The following is a 22,929-nucleotide window of genomic DNA, read 5'->3' on the forward strand; positions in this document are numbered from 1 at the left end:
GGAGGAAGACGAATGACCATCAAGACGCTGGCACTGTCGCTTCTGGCGGCAGGCGGCCTGAGCCTTGCAACCGCTGCAGCACAGGCCGCCGAATTCAACCTGACCTATTCCACGACCTATTCGCCCACCCATCCCTATGGTCAGGCAGATGAACAATGGATCGCGCGCATCCACGAACAGACCGATGGCCGCGTGAACATCACGCCCTTCTGGGGTGGTGCGCTCATCAACAGCCGCGAGGGGATCGACGAGCTCAATGCCGGGGTTGCAGATATCGCCTATATCGCGCCGATCTATGCCAGCTCGGGCTACGACCTGAACCGGCTTACGCCACAGTTCTTCTATGGCTACGAAGATGCGCTGGAGGTGCTGCAGGTCTACATGCAGCTATGGGACGAATATCCCCAGTTCGCCGAAGAGCTCGAAGGGGCACAGGTGCTCGGGTATAATGTCGGCACGCCGATGCACCTCATGCTGCGCAACAGGCCGTTCAACCAGATCTCGGACCTGCAGGGCCTGCGCATCCGGTCGGCCGTGGACTTTATCGGCGCCCTGACCGCCGCGGGCGCGGAAGGCGTCACCATGCCGATGACCGACACCTATCCGTCGCTGCAGCGCGGTGTGCTCGATGGGGTGATCGCGCCTTACGAGGCGCTGCGATCCCTGAGCTTTGCCGAAGTGATCAACTATTACTCCGAATTGCCTCACAGCCGCGGGGCCTATCCTTCGCGGGCGATGAACGCGCAAGCCTGGGCGCGTCTGCCGGAGGATATCCAGCAGGTGTTTCTGGACAACGTCCAGTGGCTGACCGAGACGACCTACCTGCTGTCCCAGGAGTCCGAGGAAGCCGGCCGCGCCTATGGCGAGGCGCAGGGTGTCCAGTTCAACACCGTGGACGAGGACGTGATCGCCGAATATTCGAGCGCATTCGAACCCGCGGCGCGCCAGACCGCCGAGCGGCTCGATGCCGCGGGCCTGCCGGGGACCGAGATCCTTGAGAAAGTCCGGGCGGAACACGCCAACTGATACCCCTTGTCGACGTGACGGGTGGCGGTCCGGCCGTCCGCCCGCACCGGTGACGGACCGGCGGTCGATCCGCCCGAGGAAGAGCCATGGAAACCATCGACACGATTTTGCGACGTGTAACGACATTGGTGGGGATTGTAGGTGTCGGGGCAATTCTGGCGCTGATGGCGCTCACGGTTGTGACCGTCGTGTTTCGCGCGCTTCATATCGCGTTCCCCGGCACCTATTCCCTGTCGGAGCTGATCCTGATCCCGGCCGTCAGCCTGTCGCTCGCCTATGCTGCCATGCAGAACGAACATACAAGGGCGACGTTGTTCGTCGACCTGATCCGTAATGACCGGCTGCGGAATGCCATTCACGGCGTCATGCTGATCCTCGGCTCCCTGTTCTGGGTCGCCGTGGCCTGGGCCACCATCCGCGAGGCGATCCGCCGGGGCGCCCAGAACGAGCTGTCGCCGATCATCAACGTGCCGGTGGCGCCGTTCCGCTGGTCGATGGCGGCTGCGATCGTGCTGCTTGTCGTCGTCCTGCTCTGGCAGGGCTTCAAGCTCTTGCGGGGCAAGGAGATCGGCGAGGCCGCACATTTTCAGGATCCGAAACCATGAGTTCCGTCGCCATCGGCTTTGCCGGTCTTGCTGTCGTATTCACGCTCATCGGCATGGGAATGCCGCTCGGGTTCGCGATGGGCCTGATCGGGTTCGCGGGCTTCACGATGCTGGTCAGCTTTGACGCGGCGATCGTGCGCATCGGGGTGACCACCTTCAACCTGGCCACCAACCACGCAATCGGTACGATCCCGCTTTTCCTGTTCATGGCGCATCTGCTTTTCGCCGCGGGCATCGGCAAGGACATGTACGATTTCTTTGCCAAGTGGATGGGGCGCCGCCGCGGCGGCCTTGCCATGGCGACGGTCGGGGCCTCGGCCGGATTTGCATCCGTCAATGCGTCGAGCCTTGCCACCACGGCCACGATGGGCCTCGTTGCGCTGCCGGAGATGCGCAAGCACAATTACAACCTGTCCCTCGCCTCGGGAAGCATCGTCGCCGGCGGCGGGTTCGGTGCGCTTATTCCGCCCAGCGGCATGTTTATCATCTACGGCATCCTTACCGAGACCTCGATCGGCAAGATGTTCGCCGCCGGGATCATCCCGGGCATCACGCTTGCCATCATGTATGTGGCGGCCATCGCGATCTGGTGCCGCATCGACCCCGATGCCGGCCCGCGCGGTCCCAGATATACGTTCCGCGACAAGATGCGCAGCTTTTCCAAGACCGGCGAGGTCATCGCGCTCTTCACGCTCGTGATGGGCGGCATCGTGCTGGGCTGGTTCACACCGACGGAGGCCGGAGCCATAGGCGCGCTGGGTGCCATCGTCATTTCGGTCGCGCGCCGCCGGTTGACGCTCGCAAGCGCCCGGCAGGCGATCTATGCCACGCTCAAGACCACGGGCATGATCTTTGGCATCCTTTTCGGGGCCATGGTCTTCAACAGCTTCATCACCGCCAGCACGATCCCCCATCATATCGTGGGCTTCGTCACCGAAGGGCAGTTTCCGCCCCTCGCGGTCCTGCTGATGGTTCTCGCGGTCTATTTCATCCTCGGCATGGTGCTTGACGCCTCTGCGATGATGACCCTGACGGTGCCGCTGTTCTTCCCGCTGATCACGTCGCTCGGGTTCGACGCCATCCTCTTTGGCGTCCTGGTGGTGCGCATGACCGAGATCGCGCTGATCACGCCGCCGGTCGGGATGAATGTCTTCATCTTGTCCGGGGTGGCCAAGGACGTGCCCCTGACCAAGATGTTCAAGGGCACCCTGCCCTTTGTCAGTGCGGATCTGATTCATGTCGCCTTGCTGATCAGCTTTCCCGTTCTGGTTCTCTGGCTGCCGAACCTGTGAGCGGCACCCGACGGGCACGCTGGGGACTGGTAACCACGACTGGCGTCCTGACAGGATTTGGGCATGGCTTTGCCGCCTTTGCGGTGTCAGCCCTGCTCAAACCCATCTCCGCCGATCTCGATACGGGACGGGGCGCGATATCTGTCGCAATCGGACTGGGGCGCCTCGTCTCGGGGCTCGTATCGCCGCTGGTCGGGCAGATCACGGACCGGAAGGGACCGCGCGGCATCGTGGTCGCGGGCATGGGAACGGCGGCTGTCGGGCTCATTGGTCTGGCGTTTGTCCGGAACGAACTTGAACTCTATATCGCCTGGTCCCTGATTTTCTCGCTTGGGGTTGCAGCAGGTTTCACCGTCGCGCTGGACAAGCTTGTGGTGGCAAGCATGCCGGAAAAACGCGGCATGGGCCTTGCCGTGCGCTTTTCGATTTCGGCAATCCTGGCCACGCTGATCGTTCCGGTCGTTGCGGCGATGATCGAGCAGTTCGGCTGGCGTCAGACCTGCGCGATCTGGGGCGGACTGATGTTTTTGCTGATCCCGGTCCCGCTCATCTTCTTTCCGTCCCCTCAGCGGGACCGCGCCTTACCCGGGCCGGTGCAACCCGCGCAAGACGAACCCGACGCGCGTTCCGTGCTGCGGCGGCCGGCCTTCTGGCTGATTGCCGCGGCGCTTTCGGCGCAGGCATCCGTGACGTCGGGATTGTCGGTGCATCTTGTGGCGCTGATGACCGACCATGGGCTTGGCCCCGGAATGGCGGCCGGCATCTTTGGCGGAATGGTTCTGCTCACCGTGCCTGTGCGCCTGCTGGCAGGCTTTTTGGCAGACCGCATTCCGGCTGCCAGGCTTCCGCTTGTCCTGTCGGTCCTGCTCGTGCTGGAAGGTCTGGCCATAGGAAGCTTTGCCGTGGCGCCCGGCTTTGCCACGATGCTGGTTGTCACCGCGGCGTTGGGCATAGCCGCAGGGGCGCCGATCGTGCTGGTTCTGGTGCTTTGCGCCGAACTTTTCGGCCAGTCCGGTTTTGGGGCCGTGCAGGGCAAGCTGATGATGATCCAGGTGCCCGGCTCGATGCTCGCCCCCATTCTGGCGGGCTATGCACATGATGCGACGGGCAGCTACGTAGGGAGTATCGCCGGCTTTGCCATCATCCTGATCGCCGGTGGAATGGTTCTGTCAAACCTGAAGGCCGATTGATCTTTGACAGGAAATGGCGCACCCGACAGGATTCGAACCTGTGACCTCTGCCTTCGGAGGGCAGCACTCTATCCAGCTGAGCTACGGGTGCGGATGCGCTTTCTATAGCGGGGGGCGCGGGGGGCTGCAACCGGCAATTCACGTCCCCCCTCTGCCCGTCGGTCAGGCGAAAAGCTCGTGGCAGAATTCGAGCGCCTCGACCAGCGCGTCGACCTCGGCCCGGGTGTTGTAGAGCCCGAAGGAGGCGCGGCAGGTCGCGCTGAGGCCGAGATGCTCCATCAGCGGGCCGGCGCAGTGATGGCCCGCCCGCACCGCCACGCCCTTCTTGTCGAGCACGGTCGAGATGTCATGGGCATGGGCCGCGCCCTGCAGGGTGAAGGAAAAGATCGCCCCCTTGCCCGGTGCCGTGCCCTGAAGGTTCAGCCAGTTCAGCCCCGCGAACCGCTCCATCGCATAGTCGCGCAGTCCGGCCTCATGCGCGGCGATGTTCTCCATCCCCAGATCCATCATGTAGTCGATGGCGGCACCAAGGCCGATCTGGGCGACGATGCCGGGGGTTCCGGCCTCGAACTTGTGGGGCGCCTCGTTATAGATGACGCGGTCGCGATGCACCTCGCGGATCATGTCGCCGCCGCCAAGGAAGGGGCGCATTTCCGCCAGACGGTCGCGCCGGACATAGATCGCGCCCGAGCCCGAGGGCCCATAGAGCTTGTGCCCGGTGATCGCGTAGAAATCGCAGCCGATCGCCTGCACATCGACCGGCATATGCACGGCGGCCTGCGAGCCGTCCACCAGAACCGGTACGCCCCGCGCCCGGGCGCCCGCGCAGATCGCCGCCACATCGACCAGCGTACCCAGCACATTCGACATATGCGTGACCGCGACCAGCCGCGTGCGCGGACCGATGGCGTCCAGCACCGCCTGCGGATCGAGGCTGCCATCGGCGCCGATCTCGACCCATTTCAGCACGACACCCTGACGTTCGCGCAGAAAATGCCAGGGGACGATGTTCGCGTGATGCTCCATCACCGTCAGGACGATTTCGTCGCCCGGTTCCAGACGCGGCGCTGCCCAGGCGTAAGAGACCATGTTGATCCCCATGGTCGTGCCGGTGTTGAAGATGATCTCATCCTCATGGGCGGCGTTCAGGAACCGCTGCAGCCTGGGGCGCACGGCCTCATACCGTTCGGTCGAGAGGTTCGAAAGATAGTGGAGGCCGCGATGGACATTGGCGTATTCATCGGCATAGCCGCGGGTCATGGCGTCGATCACCGCCTGCGGCTTCTGCGCCGAGGCGCCGTTGTCGAGATAGACGAGCGGACGCCCGTTCACCTGCCGCGAAAGGATCGGAAAGTCGCGGCGGATCTTCTCTATGTCATAGGTCATCGAAACCACCCGGGATGGGGATGCCCAGCAGCACCAGAATGAAGGAAAGGGCGAAGGCCAGCGCGAAAAAGCTGCCGACAAGGCCGAACATCACCATCAGCCGCGACCGGAACCCGTGCAGCACCTGAACGAAGGTCACGAGAAGCCACAGAAAGACCGCCACGCTGACGATCGCGACGATCGAGGCCATGGGCGGCACCAGAAGAAGCGTCACGATCTGCACCGCCTGAAAGCAGAGCGTCACGAATTGCAGCCAAGCCATCAGGATCAGCGCGCCGCCCAGGTCGCCCGTGCCGCCAAAGGCGCGCCCGATCCGGTGGATCGCAAAGACCGTGACCACCAGAACACCGCCCTGCAGCAGCGCGGACTGGACCATCCCCTCTCCCGCCGCCGCGACACCGCCCGCGATGAAGAGCGCGAGTTGCAGGAGCAGAACACTCAGCACCACGACGAGGATCAGTGCCTGCCAGCGCGCGGCCATCGGCAGTGGCATCGCGATCAGTTGCCGCGCGGTCGTCTGCGGATCGGCCAGCGTCGCGCGCAAAAGACCGATCACCCCGGAAAGGCTCAGTTCCATCTCAGTCTCCCTGCGACTCTGCCTCGGCCATCGTGGCGGCCCATATCACGAGAAAGGCCAGCAGAACCAGAAGTCCCGACATCATGGCGACCGGCCCGCCGACGAACCCCGCCAGAAGGCCCTGCAGCAGCATCAACGGGCTGATCGCGAGCATCGACCAGAAGAGCGCCAGCCGCGCCGTGAAAAAGCTGCCCCGCCCCCCGGCCACACGCGCGACCAGATGGGCAATCCCGGCGACCGCATAGGCGACCAGCGGCAGGATGAACAGCATCGCCATCAGCGCGCCCCCCAGCCGCGCATCGAGCGGCACCCCGGGATCGAGATGCGCCGCCCGCGCCAGCGGTGGCCATTGCGCCACGAAGAAGAGCCCGCAGGCGATCATGAGGAAGGCGAGCGCCCGCGCCTCATTCGCGCCGGTGACGAGCTGGTTGCGCAGCACGAGTCGGGGGCTGCGATAGCTGCGCAGGATCTCGGCGGTCAGCGACACCTCAGCCCTTCCGTTCGAGCAACCAGTCCTCGAGCCGGGCACGCACCATCTCGGCGATGCCCTCGTCCTCGATCTCCTGCAGGGCCTCGGCCAGGAAGGCGAGCACGAGAAGCACCCGGGCCTCCGATTCCGGCAACCCGCGCGAGCGGAGGTAGAACAGCCCCTCTTCGTCGATCGCGCCCGAGGTGGAGCCGTGGCTGCATTTCACGTCATCGGCATAGATCTCAAGCTCGGGCTTGGCGAGGAACTGGCTGTCTTCGTCCAGCAGGAGCGACTGGCTGATCTGATAGCCGTCGGTCTTTTGCGCGACCTGACGCACCAGGATCTTGCCCTGAAAGACGCCGACCGCGCCGTTGCGCAGCACCTTCTTGAACACCTGCCGGCTTTCGCAGCCGGGGGCGCCATGGGTGATGAAGACCGTGTCGTCATGGTGGAAGGTCGCGTTGCCCACCGCCGCGCCTGCGATATGGGCGATCCCGCCCTCACCGGCCAGTTCGATCACCGCCTCGTTGCGGGTCATGACGCCGTTCGCCGTCAGGGTGAAGGACTTGAACGCGCTTTCCGCGCCGACGCGGGCAAAGACATGGGTGTTCGCGATGCGGCTGTCCTCGCGCCCCTGGATGCGGATGTGGTTAAAGGCGCCGCCATCCGCCACATCGACCTCAAGCGCGGTGTTGTAGCGCGCGCCCGCCACCCCGGATTCCAGCAGTGTCAGCGCGGCGCCCGCCTCGACCTTCACACAGTGATGCAGGATCACGTCCGAAGCCTCTGACGAACGTCGATAAATCAGCGCGACCGGCTTTGCGGCAGCGCCCGTGACGCGGATCAGCACGCCATCCGTCGCAAAGGCCGTGTTCAGCGCCCCGAAGGGCCGGCGCACGGGCGCCTGACCCAGTGCCTCGAGCGTGCCGTAGAACTCGGCCGCCCAGTGGATGTCGGCCGGTTCCGCAAGGCGCGAAATCTCGACCCCTGCAAGCGCCGGATCATCCGAGGCGGCAGCGTCGAACACACCGTCCACGAAGACGAGCTTCACCCGGTCCAGCCCGTCGAAAAGCTGCTCCTCCGGTTCCATGATGCTGGCCGCCGGTTGAACCGCGTTCAGCCGCGCGGGGTCGGTGTAGCGCCAGTATTCGTCACGCCGCCCCGGCAGCCCGATTTCACCAAGCCAGGCCAGCGCCGTTTCGCGCGGGGCCCGCAGCCCGTCAGGCAGCGCGAGGGGCGCGATCCGCGCGCCCAGCACATCCTCTTTCGCCTGCGCCTGCGCCATCAGACTGCCTCCGACAGGAGATCGGCATAGCCGTTACGCTCCACCTCCAGCGCAAGCTCGGGGCCGCCGGTCTTCACGATACGGCCATCGGCCATGATATGCACGACATCGGGCGTGATATGGTCCAGCAGCCGCTGGTAATGGGTGATGACCAGAAACGCCCGACCCGCGTCGCGCAGCGCGTTCACGCCATCGGACACCAGCTTCATCGCGTCCACGTCGAGGCCGGAATCCGTCTCGTCGAGGATGCACATCTTGGGTTCGAGCATCGCCATCTGCAGGATCTCGTTGCGCTTTTTCTCGCCGCCCGAAAAGCCGGTATTCACGGGACGCTTCAGCATGTCGGCGTCGATCTTCAGCGCCTTCGCCTTTTCGCGCACGACCTTGAGGAACTCTGCCGCGCTCATCTCGGCCTCGCCCCGCGCCTTGCGCTGCGCGTTCACCGCGGTGCGCAGGAAGGTCATGTTACCGACGCCGGGAATTTCCACCGGATACTGGAACGCGAGGAAAAGACCGGCCGCCGCACGCTCTTCCGGCTCCATCTCCAGCAGTTCCTCGCCGTCCAGCGTGGCCGAGCCTTCGGTGACCTCATAGCCGTCGCGACCCGACAGGACATAGGACAGCGTCGATTTCCCGGACCCGTTCGGGCCCATGATCGCGTGGACCTTGCCAGCCTCGACCGTCAGATCGACGCCCTTGAGGATCTGCTTGTCCTCTTCCTCAAGTTTCACGTGCAGGTTATTGATTTCCAACATTCTTTAATCTCCGCGTATCCGTCAGCCGACCGAGCCTTCAAGGCTGATCGCAACGAGGCTTTGCGCCTCCATGGCAAATTCCATCGGCAGCGCCTGAAGCACTTCCTTGCAGAACCCGTTCACGACCAGCGCGACGGCCTCTTCCTCATCCATCCCGCGCGAGCGACAGTAGAACAGCTGATCGTCATCCACCTTGGAGGTGGTCGCCTCATGCTCGACCCGGCTCGAATTGTTGCGCACCTCGATATAGGGAACGGTATGCGCCCCGCACTGATCGCCGATCAGCAGGCTGTCGCATTGGGTATAGTTGCGGCTGTTCTTGGCGCGCGGGTGCATCGACACCTGCCCGCGATAGGTGTTCTGCGCGCGGCCAGCACTGATCCCCTTGGACACGATCCGGCTGCGGGTGTTCTTGCCCAGGTGGATCATCTTGGTGCCGGTATCGGCCTGCTGCATGTTGTTGGCGATGGCGATGGAATAGAACTCGCCCTGGCTGTCATCGCCGCGCAGGATGCAGGACGGGTATTTCCAGGTGATCGCGCTGCCGGTTTCCACCTGCGTCCACATCACCTTGGAGCGGTCGCCGCGACAATCGGCGCGCTTGGTGACGAAGTTGTAGATGCCGCCCTTGCCCTCTTCATCGCCGGGATACCAGTTCTGCACGGTGGAATATTTCACCTCGGCGTCGTCCAGCACCACGATTTCGACCACCGCCGCATGAAGCTGGTTCGTATCGCGCTGGGGTGCCGTGCAGCCCTCGAGGTAGCTGACATAGGCGCCCTTGTCGGCGACGATCAGCGTGCGCTCGAACTGACCGGTGTTTTCCGCGTTGATCCGGAAATAGGTCGAAAGCTCCATCGGGCAGCGTGTACCCTCGGGGACATAGACGAACGAGCCGTCCGAAAAGACCGCCGAGTTCAGCGTCGCGAAAAAGTTGTCGGACTGCGGCACGACCGAGCCGAGATACTTTTTCACCAGCTCGGGATGTTCGCGGATCGCTTCCGAGATCGAGCAGAAGATCACGCCGGCCTTGGCCAGCTCGTCCTTGAAGGTCGTGCCCAGCGAGACAGAGTCGAACACCGCGTCCACCGCGACCTTGCGGCCTTCGGCGGGAGCGTTTTCCGCGCCTTCCACGCCTGCAAGGATCATCTGTTCCTTCAGCGGGATGCCCAGCTTTTCATAGGTCGCCAGCAGTTTCGGGTCGACCTCGTCCAGCGACTTGGGCTTCTGGGCCATGCTCTTCGGCTTGGCGTAGTAATACTGTTCCTGATAGTCGATCTCGGGATAGTTAAGCATCGCCCACCGCGGCTCTTCCATCTGCACCCAGCGGCGATAGGCGGCCAGCCGCCATTCCAGCATCCATTCCGGTTCGTCGTTCTTCTGCGAGATGAGCCGGACGATATCCTCGTTCAGGCCCTTGGGCGCGAACTCCATCTCGATCTCGGTTTCCCAGCCGTGCTTGTATTTGCCGGCCATCGCCTGAACGGCCTCGACCGTTTCCCGGTCCACGCCCTCGCGGATTTCCGCATCCAAAGCTGCCATATCCGTTCCCATCCGTTAAGCGCGGTCCCCACCGCGCGTCTTCCTATGCGGCCCGCGACCGGAATTTCCGGTACTGGGCCAGCCACGCCTCAGCAAAGCGCAACACCTCGTCTTCCGTGACCCCGGGCCCGAGCGAGACGCGGATGGCCGAAGCCGCCGCGCCCTCATCGAACCCCATGGCCTGCAACACCCGGCTTGCGCGGACCTTGCCGCTGGAACAGGCCGAGCCCGCAGAAATGGCAAACCCTGCCAGATCCATCTGCATCACCTGGGTTTCGCCCTTCCAGCCGGGCGTCACGATGCAGGATGTGTTGGGCAGGCGCCGCGTGTCATTCCCTACAAAAATAGTTCCCGTCGCCCCGGCTTCCAGAGCCCTTTCTAGAATATTTCTAAGTTCGTCAACCCGATCCCATTCGCCATTGGCCAGACGGCGGGATGCCGCCTCGGCCGCGGCGCCGAAACCCGCGATACCGATGATGTTTTCCGTTCCGGCGCGGCGGCCCATTTCCTGCCCGCCGCCCCGCAGTTGCGCCGCGATGTCCAGGCCGCGCCGCAGCACCAGCGCGCCGATCCCCTTGGGCCCGCCCAGCTTGTGCGCGGACACAAGGCCCATGTCACAGCCCAGCCAGTTGAAGGCAAAGGGGATCTTGCCGAAGGCCTGGGTCAGGTCCGACACGGCAAGCCCCGCGGGCAGGTCCTGCACGACCCCCGTTTCGGAATTCGCAAGCTGAAGCGTCGCCGCCGCCGAGTCATCCACCGTCACCCGACCGCTGCGACTGGTGGCAAGGGTCGGGTCGATCCAGGCCGCAACGGCGTCATGTTCGATCGCCGCGCCCGAAAAGCCCCGTCCGGCAAGTGCCAACGCCGCGGCCTCGGTCGCGCCGGAGGTAAAGACGATATCCGCGCCGTCCGCACCCAGGGCCGCCGCGACCTGCGCCCGCGCGCGTTCGACGATGGCCTTGGCCGCCCGCCCCTCGGCATGAACCGAGGACGGGTTTCCGACCGCGTCCATCGCAGCGATCATCGCCGCCCGCGCCTCGGGCAGAAGCGGCGCCGTCGCGTTCCAGTCAAGATAGGCGCGCGGCCTCATCCCTCATCCACCACCTGAAAGAGGTTCGGCACCGCCGGGCACGGGGTCAGCCCGTTCTTCACCACATCCGACAGGCGCGTCTGGTGGAGGAACACATAGACATGGGCCGAGAGGCTTTCCCACAGGCGATTCGTCATCGACTGGGCGCGCGTCCCCGACAGCCCGCCGGACGCGCCCGCGCCCGTATGCATGGCGCTGACGGTTTCATCCACGGCCTCCATGATCTCGCTCACGCGGATCGCGTCGGGGGACCGCGCCAGCCGATAGCCGCCGCCGGGTCCCCGCACCGATTCCACCAGCCCCGCGCGCCGCAGCTTGACGAAAAGCTGTTCCAGATAGGGCAAAGAGATGTCCTGCCGGCGCGAGATTTCGGCAAGCGACAGGATCTCATCCTTGGCGCTCGCCAGATCCGCGAGCGCGACCATTGCATAACGGCCCTTCGTCGACAGTTTCATAAGGCCTCCTCACCAAATCAATTGACCTTGCGGGTCAGGCTGCTTAAGTCCTTCCCGGTCAGGCCGGCCCGTCCGGCTTTTTAGAATTGTTCTAGATTGCCCGGCGGCACAGGTCAAGGATTTTGGCGGCCCCGGTCGGTCGGCCCGGGCCGCCAGACGCCCGGCGCAGAAAGGAAAGACGGCAAGATGCCCGAGGTGATTTTTCCTGGCCCGGAAGGGCGCCTGGAAGGCCGCTACCACCCCCAGAAAGATCGTGACGCCCCGATAGCCATCGTCCTGCATCCGCATCCGCAATATGGCGGAACGATGAACAACAAGGTCGTCTACAACCTGCATTATGCCTTCTACAACATGGGGTTCACCGTCCTGCGGTTCAACTTCCGGGGTGTGGGGCGCAGCCAGGGCGAATACGATCAGGGCATCGGCGAATTGTCGGATGCCGCCTCGGCGCTCGATTACCTGCAGTCGATGAACCAGAACGCCAAGCATTGCTGGGTGGCGGGGTTCAGCTTTGGCGCCTGGATCGGCATGCAGCTTCTGATGCGCCGGCCAGAGATCACGGGCTTCGTCTCGGTCTCGCCGCCCGCGAACATGTATGACTTCAGCTTCCTTGCCCCCTGCCCCTCTTCGGGGCTTGTGATCAACGGCACCGCCGACCGCGTCGCCCCGCCGCGCGACACGATCAATCTGGTCAGCAAGCTGCATGAACAAAAGGGTATCACGATCACCCATGAACAGATCGAGGGCGCGGATCACTTCTTTCAGGACCCGCATATGGACACGATGATCGGCAGCGTCACCAGCTATGTGAAGCGGCGCCTGACCGAAGGCACCCGCTGACCAAAGGCCCGCCCCCCGGCGGGCCTTTTTCATCGCGCCGGTCGGCGATCAGTCCGCGCGCAGCGGCGCGGTGACGCCCACCAGCCAGTCGCGGAAGGGCCGGAGGGGCGGGTTCCCCTCGGCCGCCTCGGGCCAGACGAGCCAGTAGCTGCCCACCCCCGTTGCCGCACCGCCGCAGGCCCGCACCAGCCGCCCTTCCCCGATCTCGCCGACCGCGAGGAATTCCGGCAACAGCGCCAACCCCGCCCCGGCAATCGCGGCCTGTGTCATCGTGGCGAACTGGTCGAACATCATTCCGCGCCCCGGGGCCGCGCCCTCTACCCCGTGCTGGCGCAGCCACTGCGCCCAGGCATCGGGCCGGGTTTCAAGCTGCAAAAGCGGCAGCCGCACCAGATCGGCGGGGCTGGTGACGGGGTTGCGGCGCAGGAAATCCGGCGAACAGGTGGCGATCAGCCGCTCATCAAAGAGCCGCGTCATGGCGGCGCCCGGCCAGTCGGCAGCGCCGAAATGGATCGCGGCATCGAACCCCTCGCGCGCGAAATCGAACGGGCGCAGCCGGGTTGCAAGGTTGATCGTTATCCCCGGATGGGCCGACAGGAAATCCGGCAGACGCGGCGCAAGCCAGCGCGTCCCGAAGGTCGGCAGGATCGCCAGCGACAGCACCCCACCCCCCGGATTGGACCGCACCCCCAGCGACGACCGCGCGATCAGGTCCAGCGCCTTGCGCACGTCGCGCGCATAGACCTGCGCCGCCTCGGTCGGGATCAGGCGCCGCCTTTCGCGCCGGAAAAGCTGCGCGCCCAGTTGCCCTTCGAGGTTCTGGACCAGCCGGCTGACGGTGCCCTGCGACAGCGCCAGTTCGCGCGCGGCAGCCGCGGTCGAACCGGTGCGGCAAACGGCCTCGAAGGCCTGCAACAGGCTGATCGAGGGCAGGAAACGGCGGGGTGTGACGGGCATATGCATATCCTGCATGAACTGACGCATAATTAGGGACATTCTCCGCCGTTTGACAGCAGCTTCTGCATCGCGCAGCCCCAGCGGGGTGCTGGACTCTTGCCGCGGGGCGCGCGAAACCTTTGGCAACGATAGAACACCGACAGGAGATACGTGGATGTCCCATCAGGAAACGCTTGCCGCCTGCGGCTTTGCCGAGGCCGAACTGACCGGCGGGTCGCTTGTCGTCACCTCACCCATCGACGGTGCCGAGGTCGCGCGGCTGGCGGAAACCGCTCCGGGCGACATGGCGGGCATCATCGCCGATGCGCAGGCGGCCTTTCGCCAGTGGCGCGAGGTTCCGGCGCCCCGCCGCGGAGAGCTCGTGCGCCTGCTCGGTGAGGAACTGCGCGCCGCCAAGGACGCGCTCGGCGCGCTCGTGACCCTTGAGGCGGGCAAGATCACCTCGGAAGGGCTGGGCGAGGTGCAGGAGATGATCGACATCTGCGATTTTGCCGTGGGCCTTTCGCGGCAGCTTTACGGGCTGACCATCGCCTCCGAGCGTCCCGGCCACCGGATGATGGAGACCTGGCACCCGATGGGGCCCTGCGGCGTGATCTCGGCCTTCAACTTCCCGGTCGCGGTCTGGTCCTGGAACGCGGCGCTGGCACTGGTCTGCGGCAATCCGGTGATCTGGAAACCGTCGGAAAAGACGCCCCTGACCGCGCTTGCCACGATGAAGATCATGCAGCGCGCGCTGGACCGGTTCGGCGACGCGCCGAAGGGGCTGGTTCAGGTGATCATCGGCGGCCCGGCACTGGGCGAGGCGCTGGTGACGTCGCGCGACGTGCCGATCATCTCGGCCACCGGCTCGACCCGGATGGGGCGCATCGTCGGACCGAAGGTTGCGGAGCGCTTCGGCCGCTCGATCCTCGAACTGGGCGGCAATAACGCGATGATCGTCGCGCCCTCGGCCGATCTCGACATGGCGGTGCGCGCCATCGTCTTTTCGGCGGTGGGCACCTGCGGGCAGCGCTGCACCTCGCTGCGGCGGCTGATCGTGCATGAAAGCATCCGGAAGGATCTGGTGGCCCGGCTGGTCAAGGCCTATGGCAGCCTGCCCATCGGCGACCCCCGCCAGCCCGGCACGCTGATCGGGCCGCTGGTTGACGGGCCCGCGCGCGACCGGATGCAGGCGATGCTGGACCGCGCGCGCGCCGAAGGCGGCACCGTCCATGGCGGCGAGACCGCGCCGGGTGTCACGGGCGGCGCCTATGTCACCCCCGCCATCGTCGAGATGCCGGGCCAGACCGACACGGTGCGCGAGGAGACCTTTGCCCCCATCCTTTACGTCATGGGCTATGAGGACCTGACCGAGGCCATCGCGATGCAGAACGACGTGCCGCAGGGCCTGTCTTCGTGCATCTTTACCCTGAACCTGCGCGAGGCCGAGACCTTTCTGTCGGCGGTCGGCTCCGATTGCGGGATCGCGAACGTCAATATCGGCCCCTCGGGCGCCGAGATCGGCGGGGCCTTTGGCGGCGAGAAGGAAACCGGGGGCGGGCGCGAGAGCGGCTCGGACGCGTGGAAGGGCTATATGCGCCGGCAGACGAACACGGTGAACTATTCCGCGCAACTGCCCCTGGCGCAGGGCGTCCGGTTCGACATCTGAGCGACGGGGGCCCTTCGGGGCCCCTTTTTCCTGCCTCCCCCTCTTTCCTGACCCTGACCCGAGGATCGCGCGATGACCCCCCTGCCTGTCTTTGATGGCCATAACGACCTGCTGCTGCACCTGTGGCGGAGTGGCGACCATGACGGCACCGCCTTTTTCAACGGGCGCGAGGGGCATATCGACCTGCCCCGCGCCCGGCAGGGCGGGCTCGCCGGCGGGTTCTTTGCGACTTGGGTCCCGAACCCCGAGACGATGCCCGACCCGCAGGGAGCGGATGTCCCCGTCATTCCGCCCCTGGCACATGACCGGGCCTGCCGCATCGCCACCCAGATGATGGGCATCCTGACCCGCATGGCCCGCGCCCGACCCGACGCGATCCGCATCTGCCTGACGGCAGCCGAGATCGAGACGGCGCGCAACGCGGGCGCCATCGCCGCGATCATGCATCTGGAAGGATGCGAGGCCATCGGCGAGGGGCTCGATGAACTCCACCTCTTTCACGCGGCGGGGCTGCGGTCGCTGGGTCCGGTCTGGTCGCGCGACACGATCTTTGGTCATGGCGTGCCCTTCCGCTTCGGCCACAGCCCCGATACCGGCCCCGGCCTGACCGACGCAGGCAAGCGGCTGGTGCGGGAATGTGACCGGCTGGGCATTCTGATCGATCTGAGCCACCTGAACGAGGCGGGGTTCTGGGATGTTGCGCGGATCAGCCAGCGCCCGCTGGTCGCGACCCACAGCAACGTCCATGCGATCTGCCCCACGACCCGCAACCTGACCGACCGGCAACTCGACGCGATCCGCGACAGCGGCGGGGTCGTGGGCCTCAACTTCGCCGTCAGCTTCCTGCGCGAGGACGGGCGCAAGGATGCCGCGACCGGGCTCGACATCATGGTGCGCCACCTGGCCCATCTGGTCGATCGGCTGGGCGAGGATGGCGTGGCGCTCGGCTCGGATTTCGACGGGGCAGAGGTTCCGCAGGATATCGGCTCGGCGGCGGGGCTTCCCGTGCTGTTCGAGGCGATGCGCAAGGCGGGTTTCGATGAACCGCTGATCCGCCGCATCGCTTGGGACAACTGGCTGGGGCTGATCGGGCGCAGCATCGGCTGAGCTTTTCGTATACAACGGCATACACGCCTTCCCCCAAAGCCGGAATTCCGCTAGGAAAGCCCCGAGTCACCCCCAAACGGAGAGGCACATGACCAAGATCAAGGTGGAAAACCCCGTCGTCGAGCTTGACGGCGATGAAATGACCCGGATCATCTGGGACTTCATCAAGCAAAAGCTGATCCTGCCCTATCTCGACGTCGACCTGAAATACTATGATCTTGGCATCGAGGAACGCGACCGCACCGACGACCAGATCACCATCGACGCCGCCAATGCCATCAAGCAATACGGCGTCGGCGTGAAATGCGCGACCATCACCCCCGATGAAGCGCGGGTCGAGGAATTCGGGCTCAAGCAGATGTGGCGTTCGCCCAACGGGACGATCCGCAACATCCTTGGCGGCGTGATCTTCCGCCAGCCGATCATCTGCAAGAACGTGCCGCGTCTCGTTCCCGGCTGGACCAAGCCGATCGTCGTCGGCCGTCACGCCTTTGGCGACCAGTATCGCGCAACCGATTTCCGCTTTCCGGGCAAGGGCAAGCTGACGATCAAGTTCGTCGGCGAGGATGGCGAGACGATCGAGCGCGAGGTCTTCCAGGCCCCCGGCGCCGGCGTGACCATGGCGATGTACAACCTCGACGACTCGATCATCGACTTCGCGCGTGCCTCGATGAACTATGGCCTCAGCCTTGGCTGGCCGGTCTATCTCTCGACCAAGAACACCATCCTCAAGGCCTATGACGGCCGCTTCAAGGACCTGTTCCAGAAGGTCTATGAGGAAGAGTTCGAAGAGAAGTTCAAGGCCGCCGGCATCACCTATGAGCACCGCCTGATCGACGACATGGTGGCGGCCGCGATGAAGTGGTCGGGCGGCTATGTCTGGGCCTGCAAGAACTACGACGGCGACGTGCAGTCCGACACTGTGGCGCAGGGCTTCGGCTCGCTCGGCCTGATGACCTCGGTCCTGATGACGCCCGATGGCAAGACGGTCGAGGCCGAGGCGGCGCATGGCACCGTCACCCGCCACTACCGCCAGCATCAGCAGGGCAAGGAAACCTCGACCAACTCCATCGCGTCGATCTACGCCTGGACCGGTGGCCTGAAGCACCGCGCCAAGCTCGACAACAACCCGGCGCTCCTGAACTTCGCCGAGACGCTGGAGCGTGTGACCGTGCAGACGGTGGAGGACGGCTTCATGACCAAGGACCTCGCGCTTCTGGTCGGGCCGGACCAGAAATGGCTCACCACCATGGGCTATCTGGAAAAGGTGGACGAATACCTGAACAAGGCCCTGAAGGGCTGAGAAACAGGCACAGACCACAGGGGGCCGGCAGCGCCGGCCCTTTTTCAATCGGGATTGGTGGGGCCGGCGCTGCCGGCCCTTTCCCTTACATAAATTTCGCTGGACGCAACCGGGCGGCTGCGGCATCTGTCGCCCATGACCGAACCCCAGACACAGACGCAGTCACCGGCTCCCCCTGCCCGCCATACCGTTCTGGACGATGCCCAGGGCATCCTTTTCGGCGTGGCCATGTGCGCCTTCGGGCTGGTGATCCTGACATCGGCTGGGTTCGTGACCGGGCAGACCGCGGGGCTCGCGGTGCTGATCGCCTATGCCACGGGCCTTTCGTTCGGCTGGGTGTTCTTCGCGATCAACCTGCCCTTTTACGCGCTGGCGCTGCGCCGGATGGGGATGCGGTTCACGCTGCGCACCTTCGCGGCCGTCGCGGGGCTCTCGGCGCTCAGCGCGGTGCTGCCGCAGTATGTCGGGTTCGACCGGCTGCATCCGGCGGCAGCGGCGGTGCTCTTTGGTCTTGTGACGGGGGCGGGGTTGCTCGCGCTTTTTCGTCATGGGGCGAGCTTGGGGGGCGTGGGGATCGTCGCGCTTTATCTGCAGGACAAGACCGGCTTTCGCGCGGGCTGGTCGCAGCTGATCTTTGACGTCTTCGTCTTTGGTGCGGCGCTCTTTGTTCTGGACCCGGTGGCGGTGGGCTGGTCGCTCCTGGGGGCGGCGATCCTCAACCTCGTGATCGCGGTCAACCACCGGCGCGACCGTTATATCGCGACCTGAGGGCGCTTGGCTCTGGTCAAACCGGGCTTTCCCGGCTATTGCGGCGGCGCAGCATTCAAGGGCAGACGACCATGGACCTTCGCAACATCGCGATCATCGCGCACGTTGACCACGGCAAGACGACGCTGGTGGACGAGCTTCTGAAACAATCCGGCGCGTTTCGCGACAACCAGGCCGTGGCCGAGCGGGCGATGGACTCGAACGATATCGAACGCGAGCGCGGCATCACGATCCTTGCGAAATGCACTTCGCTCGAATGGGGCGGCAAGCGGATCAATATCGTCGATACACCCGGCCACGCGGATTTCGGCGGCGAGGTCGAACGCATCCTGAGCATGGTCGATGGCGTGGTGCTGCTGGTCGACGCTGCCGAAGGCCCGATGCCGCAGACGAAATTCGTGACCTCCAAGGCGCTCGCGCTGGGGCTGCGCCCGATCGTGGTGCTGAACAAGGTCGACAAGCCCGATGCCGAACCCGACCGCGCGCTGGACGAGGTCTTTGACCTTTTCGCGAACCTTGGTGCGACGGACGAACAGCTTGATTTTCCGGTGCTTTACGCCTCGGGCCGGTCCGGCTGGGCGGATGAGGAACTGGACGGCCCGCGCAAGGATCTCTCGGCGCTATACGATCTGGTGCTGCGCCATGTTCCGGAACCGAAGCAGATCGCGCACCGGTCCGAGCCCTTCCGGATGCTGGCCACGACGCTTTCCGCCGACCCGTTCATCGGTCGCATCCTGACCGGCCGTGTCGAGAGCGGCACGCTCAAGGTCGGCGAAACGCTCAAGGCGCTGTCGCGTGACGGCGAGCGGATCGAGCAGTTCCGCGTGACCAAGATCCTCGCTTTTCGCGGGCTCAGCCAGCAGCCCATCGACGCCGCCGAAGCCGGCGACATCGTGACCATCGCCGGCATGAGCAAGGCGACCGTGGCCGACACGCTCTGCGCGCCCGAGATCGACGTGCCGCTGCCGGCGCAGCCGATCGACCCGCCGACCATCTCTGTCACCTTCGGCATCAACGATTCGCCCCTGGCCGGCAAGGATGGCAGCAAGGTGCAGTCGCGCGTCATCCGCGACCGCCTGATGAAGGAAGCCGAGGTCAACGTCGCGATCAAGATCAGCGACACCCCCGGCGGTGAGGCCTTCGAGGTCGCGGGCCGCGGTGAATTGCAGATGGGCGTGCTGATCGAGAACATGCGCCGCGAAGGGTTCGAGCTGTCGATCTCGCGCCCGCGCGTTCTGTTCCGCGAGGAAGACGGCCAGCGGCTGGAACCCATCGAGGAAGTCACCATCGACGTCGACGACGAATATTCCGGCGCGGTCATCGAGAAACTGACCGGTGCGCGCAAGGGCGATCTGGTCGAGATGAAGCCCGCGGGCGCCGGCAAGACCCGGATCATCGCCCATGTGCCCTCGCGCGGGCTGATCGGCTATCACGGTGAATTCCTGACCGACACGCGCGGCACCGGCGTCCTGAACCGCGTCTTCCACGAATGGGCGCCGCACAAGGGGCCGATCCAGGGCCGCCGCCAGGGTGTCCTGATCTCGATGGAGAACGGCGTTTCGGTGGGCTACGCGCTCTGGAACCTCGAGGAACGCGGCAAGCTCTTCATCGGCGCGCAGGAACAGGTCTATGAGGGGATGATCATCGGCGAACATTCCCGCGACAATGACCTTGAGGTGAACCCGCTCAAGGGCAAGAAGCTCACGAACATCCGCGCCTCCGGCACGGATGAGGCGGTGCGGCTGACGACCCCGGTGCGGTTCAGCCTGGAAGAGGCCATCGCCTATATCGACGATGACGAACTGGTCGAGGTGACGCCCAAGTCGATCCGCCTGCGCAAGCGGTTCCTTGACCCGCATGAACGCAAGCGGCAGGCCAAGGCGGCAGGCTGACACAGCCAGCAACGGCAAAATCCGGAGGGCGCCCGCGATCATTTCGCGGGCGTTTCCTTTTTGGAGGACGGGGCGTCCGGGAACGATGCCCGCGCGCAGCGGTTCTGTGGCCAGCACATCGCAGGATGCTCAGCCAGGGGAACCGTCGTGACATATCGAACCGCCCGATCCGCCGCCCGCCGCGCCTTGCCGCTCATTGCCCTTGCCGCCCTTGGGGCAGGTTCGGCCGCCCTCGTCCGCAAGCGCGTCGCGCAGGCCGAGGCCGCCCATCCCCCCATCGGCCGCTTTGTGCATATCGACGGCGCACGGCTGCATCTGGTCGAGATGGGCAGCGGGCCGGAAACGCTTGTGCTCCTGCACGGGAATTCCTCGATGGGCGAGGATTTCCTTGTCAGCGGGCTCGCCCGGATGGCGGCCGCGCGCTACCGCGTCATCGTCGTGGACCGTCCCGGCTATGGCTACAGCACCCGCCCGCGCCGCGCCCATGGCTGGGGACCCGAGGCGCAGGCGCATCTGATCCATGGGGCGCTGAAACAGGTCGGCGTCGAGAATGCCATCGTTCTTGGCCACAGCTGGGGGGCGATGGTCGCGGCCGCCCTCGCGCTCGATTTTCCGCAGACGGTGCGGGGGCTGGTGCTTGAGGCCGGGTATTTCTATCCCCGCCCCCGATCCGACATCCTGATGCGGGCACCGAACGCAGTGCCGGGCCTGGGCGATCTGCTGCGGCACACGATCTCGCCGCTGATCCATGTGGCGGCATGGCCCCTGATGGCGCGGATGATCTTTGCGCCGGCCCCGGTGCCGCGCAACGCCTGGCGGCTTTCGCCCTGGCTCTTGTTCCATCCGCGCGCGCTCGGCGCCGCCTCGGCCGAGATGGCGGGTATTCTGGCGGGTGCTGCCCGGCTTGCGCCGCGCTATCCGCTGATACGGCAACCGACGGTGATCATCGCCGGGCGGCAGGATGCCTTTGTGAACACCGCCCAGCACAGCGCCCGTCTTGCCGAGGTGCTGCCGCAGGCCGAGTTCCGCTGTTTTGACGGCATCGGTCATATGGCGCATCACCTGATCCCGGAGGAGGTTCTGGCCGCCATCGACATGCTGGCGGTGCAGGAACAATGAACGCGGGCGGGGGTTGGAACGGTACTCAGGCCGATGGAGGGACCCAGGTGAACCTGCAGCAGAACCCCGACCGCAGCGACGCGCTGCCACCCCCGCCAGAACAGGAAATCACGCTGCATGTGAACGGGGTCGCCCATGTTCTGAACGTGGCGCCCTGGGTCACGCTGCTTGACGCGCTGCGCGAGCGGCTGAACCTCACCGGGACGAAAAAGGGCTGCGACCACGGGCAGTGCGGCGCCTGCACGGTCATGCTGGACGGGATGCGGGTGAATTCCTGCCTGATCCTGGCGGCCATGAAGGACGGCGCGCAGATCACCACGATCGAGGCCGGGCCGAAGGGCGCCGAGGGCGCGGCGCTGGCGCGGCTGCAAAGGGCCTTCATCCGCCACGACGCTTTTCAATGCGGCTATTGCACCCCCGGCCAGATCATGTCGGCGCTCGCGCTGATGGGCGAGGGTCGCGCCCGCAGCCGCGACGAAATCCGCGAGTTCATGAGCGGGAACCTCTGCCGGTGCGGCGCCTATCCGAATATCATCGCTGCCGTGGAAGAGGCGCTGGCCGAAACGCTCGCCGCAGGCGGCGAGGATGCGGGGGACGCGCGATGATCCCCTTTACCCTGACCCGCCCCGGCGACGTGGGCAAGGCGGTCGAGGCCGCGACGGAGCACCCGCGCGCCCGGTTCATCGCGGGGGGCACGAACCTTGTCGATCTGATGAAAGAGCAGGTCGAACGGCCCCAGCGGCTGGTGGACATCACCGGCCTGCCGCTTGACCGGATCGAGGAGACCGAGGCCGGGGGCTTGCGCATCGGCGCGCTGGTCACCAACGCCGCGACCGCCGACGACACCCGGGTGCAGGCGCGATACCCTCTCCTTGCCAGCGCGATCCTTGCCGGCGCCTCGCCGCAGTTGCGCAACATGGCGACCACGGGCGGTAACCTGCTGCAACGCACGCGGTGCTACTATTTCTACGACCGGGGTACGGCCTGCAACAAACGCGACCCCGGCACAGGCTGCACGGCCATCGGCGGCCGTAACCGGATACATGCGATCCTGGGGGCGAGCGACAGGTGCATCGCGACGCACCCTTCCGACATGTGCGTGGCGCTGGCGGCCCTCGGGGCGCTGGTGCATGTGACTGGCCCGGAGGGCGAGCGCGTGATCCCCTTCAGCGAGTTTCACCGCCTTCCCGGGGCCAGCCCGGAAAAGGACACGACCCTTGCGCCGGCCGAACTGGTAACGGCGGTGGAACTGCTGCCCGAGGGGTTTGCCGGCAACTACACCTATCTCAAGCTGCGCGACCGGCTGTCCTATTCCTTTGCGCTGGTGTCGGTCGCGGCGGCGCTGCGGGTGGAAAACGGGTTCATCGCCGAGGCGCGCATCGCGCTCGGCGGGGTCGCGCACAAGCCCTGGCGTGATCTGGAAACGGAACGGAGCCTCGTGGGTGCCGGTCCTGACCGCGCCGCCTTTTCCCGCGCGGCGGATGATCTTTTGCAGGAGGCGCGCGGACAGGGCGACAACGACTTCAAGATCGAGATGGCGCGCCGGGCCATCATCCGCGCGATGGAGCAGGCCACCGCCGGCACGCCCCAGTCCCAGACCGACAAACGTATCCGCTGAGGAGA

Annotated in this window: 22 protein-coding genes and 1 tRNA gene; 13 read left to right on the forward strand and 10 right to left on the reverse strand. The window is 65.5% G+C overall.

The genetic code is table 11. The features are described 5' to 3' along the window. The first annotated feature begins 12 nt into the window (after positions 1–12). From ACFSGJ_RS08125 to ACFSGJ_RS08140, 4 genes are all read left to right on the forward strand, one after another. The gene (locus ACFSGJ_RS08125) at positions 13–1,026 is read left to right on the forward strand and encodes a TRAP transporter substrate-binding protein (RefSeq protein WP_390260599.1); all 1,014 of its coding nucleotides are present in this window, start codon (positions 13–15) and stop codon (positions 1,024–1,026) included. A gap of 86 nt (positions 1,027–1,112) precedes the next feature. Further along, positions 1,113–1,631, forward strand: a complete 519-nt coding sequence (locus ACFSGJ_RS08130; protein ID WP_390260601.1) for a TRAP transporter small permease — start codon at positions 1,113–1,115, stop codon at positions 1,629–1,631. Beyond that, positions 1,628–2,923 (forward strand): TRAP transporter large permease, encoded by a 1,296-nt coding sequence (locus tag ACFSGJ_RS08135; RefSeq protein ID WP_390260603.1) that lies wholly within the window; start codon positions 1,628–1,630, stop codon positions 2,921–2,923. Before ACFSGJ_RS08130 ends, ACFSGJ_RS08135 begins: the two co-directional genes overlap by 4 nt. After that, positions 2,920–4,113: an MFS transporter gene (locus ACFSGJ_RS08140; RefSeq protein WP_390260604.1), complete on the forward strand. Its 1,194-nt coding sequence runs from the start codon at positions 2,920–2,922 to the stop codon at positions 4,111–4,113. Before ACFSGJ_RS08135 ends, ACFSGJ_RS08140 begins: the two co-directional genes overlap by 4 nt. A gap of 14 nt (positions 4,114–4,127) precedes the next feature. Here ACFSGJ_RS08140 and ACFSGJ_RS08145 read toward each other — a convergent pair. From ACFSGJ_RS08145 to iscR, 9 genes are all read right to left on the reverse strand, one after another. Then, a tRNA-Arg gene (locus ACFSGJ_RS08145) sits at positions 4,128–4,204 on the reverse strand. 71 nt (positions 4,205–4,275) lie between these two features. Continuing rightward, the gene (locus ACFSGJ_RS08150; RefSeq protein WP_390260606.1) at positions 4,276–5,499 is read right to left on the reverse strand and encodes a cysteine desulfurase; all 1,224 of its coding nucleotides are present in this window, start codon (positions 5,497–5,499) and stop codon (positions 4,276–4,278) included. Then, entirely contained in the window at positions 5,489–6,076 is a 588-nt protein-coding gene (locus ACFSGJ_RS08155) for a YIP1 family protein (RefSeq protein WP_390260607.1), read from the reverse strand. The genes ACFSGJ_RS08150 and ACFSGJ_RS08155 overlap by 11 nt, the downstream gene beginning before the upstream one ends. Before the next feature lies 1 nt (position 6,077). Further along, entirely contained in the window at positions 6,078–6,563 is a 486-nt protein-coding gene (locus ACFSGJ_RS08160) for a YIP1 family protein (RefSeq protein ID WP_390260608.1), read from the reverse strand. A gap of 1 nt (position 6,564) precedes the next feature. Then, positions 6,565–7,830, reverse strand: a complete 1,266-nt coding sequence (locus ACFSGJ_RS08165; RefSeq protein WP_390260610.1) for a SufB/SufD family protein — start codon at positions 7,828–7,830, stop codon at positions 6,565–6,567. Next, positions 7,830–8,585 (reverse strand): Fe-S cluster assembly ATPase SufC, encoded by a 756-nt coding sequence (gene sufC, locus ACFSGJ_RS08170; RefSeq protein ID WP_390260611.1) that lies wholly within the window; start codon positions 8,583–8,585, stop codon positions 7,830–7,832. Before sufC ends, ACFSGJ_RS08165 begins: the two co-directional genes overlap by 1 nt. 21 nt (positions 8,586–8,606) lie before the next feature. After that, entirely contained in the window at positions 8,607–10,127 is a 1,521-nt protein-coding gene (sufB, locus tag ACFSGJ_RS08175; RefSeq protein WP_390260612.1) for a Fe-S cluster assembly protein SufB, read from the reverse strand. A gap of 43 nt (positions 10,128–10,170) precedes the next feature. Continuing rightward, on the reverse strand, positions 10,171–11,217 hold the full coding sequence (locus tag ACFSGJ_RS08180; protein WP_390260614.1) for a cysteine desulfurase family protein: 1,047 nt from the start codon (positions 11,215–11,217) through the stop codon (positions 10,171–10,173). After that, entirely contained in the window at positions 11,214–11,672 is a 459-nt protein-coding gene (gene iscR, locus ACFSGJ_RS08185) for a Fe-S cluster assembly transcriptional regulator IscR (RefSeq protein ID WP_390260616.1), read from the reverse strand. The genes ACFSGJ_RS08180 and iscR overlap by 4 nt, the downstream gene beginning before the upstream one ends. A 186-nt stretch (positions 11,673–11,858) precedes the next feature. Between iscR and ACFSGJ_RS08190 the strand changes: the two genes are divergently transcribed. Further along, complete coding sequence (locus ACFSGJ_RS08190) at positions 11,859–12,512, forward strand: alpha/beta hydrolase (protein ID WP_390260618.1); 654 nt, start codon at positions 11,859–11,861, stop codon at positions 12,510–12,512. Between the two features lie 48 nt (positions 12,513–12,560). Here ACFSGJ_RS08190 and ACFSGJ_RS08195 read toward each other — a convergent pair whose 3' ends face one another. Further along, positions 12,561–13,484, reverse strand: coding sequence for a LysR family transcriptional regulator (locus ACFSGJ_RS08195; protein ID WP_390260759.1), 924 nt, complete (start codon positions 13,482–13,484; stop codon positions 12,561–12,563). Positions 13,485–13,623: 139 nt separating this feature from the next. On the opposite strand from ACFSGJ_RS08195, the gene amaB reads away from it, so the two are divergent. From amaB to ACFSGJ_RS08235, 8 genes are all read left to right on the forward strand, one after another. Continuing rightward, on the forward strand, positions 13,624–15,117 hold the full coding sequence (amaB, locus tag ACFSGJ_RS08200) for an L-piperidine-6-carboxylate dehydrogenase (protein WP_390260619.1): 1,494 nt from the start codon (positions 13,624–13,626) through the stop codon (positions 15,115–15,117). Positions 15,118–15,189: 72 nt separating this feature from the next. Continuing rightward, a complete protein-coding gene (locus tag ACFSGJ_RS08205) occupies positions 15,190–16,224 on the forward strand; it encodes a dipeptidase (RefSeq protein ID WP_390260621.1) in 1,035 nt (344 codons plus the stop codon). Between the two features lie 88 nt (positions 16,225–16,312). Next, a complete protein-coding gene (locus tag ACFSGJ_RS08210) occupies positions 16,313–17,527 on the forward strand; it encodes an NADP-dependent isocitrate dehydrogenase (protein ID WP_390260623.1) in 1,215 nt (404 codons plus the stop codon). Between the two features lie 135 nt (positions 17,528–17,662). Continuing rightward, the gene (locus ACFSGJ_RS08215) at positions 17,663–18,295 is read left to right on the forward strand and encodes a YitT family protein (RefSeq protein WP_390260625.1); all 633 of its coding nucleotides are present in this window, start codon (positions 17,663–17,665) and stop codon (positions 18,293–18,295) included. A 71-nt stretch (positions 18,296–18,366) separates the two neighbouring features. Next, positions 18,367–20,187: a translational GTPase TypA gene (typA, locus tag ACFSGJ_RS08220; protein WP_390260627.1), complete on the forward strand. Its 1,821-nt coding sequence runs from the start codon at positions 18,367–18,369 to the stop codon at positions 20,185–20,187. 147 nt (positions 20,188–20,334) lie between these two features. Continuing rightward, entirely contained in the window at positions 20,335–21,306 is a 972-nt protein-coding gene (locus tag ACFSGJ_RS08225; RefSeq protein ID WP_390260629.1) for an alpha/beta fold hydrolase, read from the forward strand. A 47-nt stretch (positions 21,307–21,353) separates the two neighbouring features. After that, on the forward strand, positions 21,354–21,911 hold the full coding sequence (locus ACFSGJ_RS08230) for a (2Fe-2S)-binding protein (protein WP_390260630.1): 558 nt from the start codon (positions 21,354–21,356) through the stop codon (positions 21,909–21,911). Further along, the gene (locus tag ACFSGJ_RS08235; RefSeq protein WP_390260632.1) at positions 21,908–22,924 is read left to right on the forward strand and encodes an FAD binding domain-containing protein; all 1,017 of its coding nucleotides are present in this window, start codon (positions 21,908–21,910) and stop codon (positions 22,922–22,924) included. The genes ACFSGJ_RS08230 and ACFSGJ_RS08235 overlap by 4 nt, the downstream gene beginning before the upstream one ends. Positions 22,925–22,929 lie beyond the last annotated feature (5 nt).

Source organism: Halodurantibacterium flavum (genome assembly GCF_042681825.1).
GTDB classification, from domain to species: domain Bacteria; phylum Pseudomonadota; class Alphaproteobacteria; order Rhodobacterales; family Rhodobacteraceae; genus Halodurantibacterium; species Halodurantibacterium flavum.

Coding starts and splice junctions, on each gene's coding strand:
- sufB (WP_390260612.1), bottom strand. CDS start 10,127: ATGGCAGCTTTGGATGCGGAAATCCGCGAGGGCGTGGACCGGGAAACG.
- typA (WP_390260627.1), top strand. CDS start 18,367: ATGGACCTTCGCAACATCGCGATCATCGCGCACGTTGACCACGGCAAG.
- ACFSGJ_RS08180 (WP_390260614.1), bottom strand. CDS start 11,217: ATGAGGCCGCGCGCCTATCTTGACTGGAACGCGACGGCGCCGCTTCTG.
- ACFSGJ_RS08210 (WP_390260623.1), top strand. CDS start 16,313: ATGACCAAGATCAAGGTGGAAAACCCCGTCGTCGAGCTTGACGGCGAT.
- ACFSGJ_RS08165 (WP_390260610.1), bottom strand. CDS start 7,830: ATGGCGCAGGCGCAGGCGAAAGAGGATGTGCTGGGCGCGCGGATCGCG.
- sufC (WP_390260611.1), bottom strand. CDS start 8,585: ATGTTGGAAATCAATAACCTGCACGTGAAACTTGAGGAAGAGGACAAG.
- ACFSGJ_RS08135 (WP_390260603.1), top strand. CDS start 1,628: ATGAGTTCCGTCGCCATCGGCTTTGCCGGTCTTGCTGTCGTATTCACG.
- ACFSGJ_RS08215 (WP_390260625.1), top strand. CDS start 17,663: ATGACCGAACCCCAGACACAGACGCAGTCACCGGCTCCCCCTGCCCGC.
- ACFSGJ_RS08130 (WP_390260601.1), top strand. CDS start 1,113: ATGGAAACCATCGACACGATTTTGCGACGTGTAACGACATTGGTGGGG.
- ACFSGJ_RS08190 (WP_390260618.1), top strand. CDS start 11,859: ATGCCCGAGGTGATTTTTCCTGGCCCGGAAGGGCGCCTGGAAGGCCGC.
- ACFSGJ_RS08150 (WP_390260606.1), bottom strand. CDS start 5,499: ATGACCTATGACATAGAGAAGATCCGCCGCGACTTTCCGATCCTTTCG.
- iscR (WP_390260616.1), bottom strand. CDS start 11,672: ATGAAACTGTCGACGAAGGGCCGTTATGCAATGGTCGCGCTCGCGGAT.
- ACFSGJ_RS08125 (WP_390260599.1), top strand. CDS start 13: ATGACCATCAAGACGCTGGCACTGTCGCTTCTGGCGGCAGGCGGCCTG.
- ACFSGJ_RS08205 (WP_390260621.1), top strand. CDS start 15,190: ATGACCCCCCTGCCTGTCTTTGATGGCCATAACGACCTGCTGCTGCAC.
- ACFSGJ_RS08195 (WP_390260759.1), bottom strand. CDS start 13,484: ATGCAGGATATGCATATGCCCGTCACACCCCGCCGTTTCCTGCCCTCG.
- ACFSGJ_RS08235 (WP_390260632.1), top strand. CDS start 21,908: ATGATCCCCTTTACCCTGACCCGCCCCGGCGACGTGGGCAAGGCGGTC.
- amaB (WP_390260619.1), top strand. CDS start 13,624: ATGTCCCATCAGGAAACGCTTGCCGCCTGCGGCTTTGCCGAGGCCGAA.
- ACFSGJ_RS08155 (WP_390260607.1), bottom strand. CDS start 6,076: ATGGAACTGAGCCTTTCCGGGGTGATCGGTCTTTTGCGCGCGACGCTG.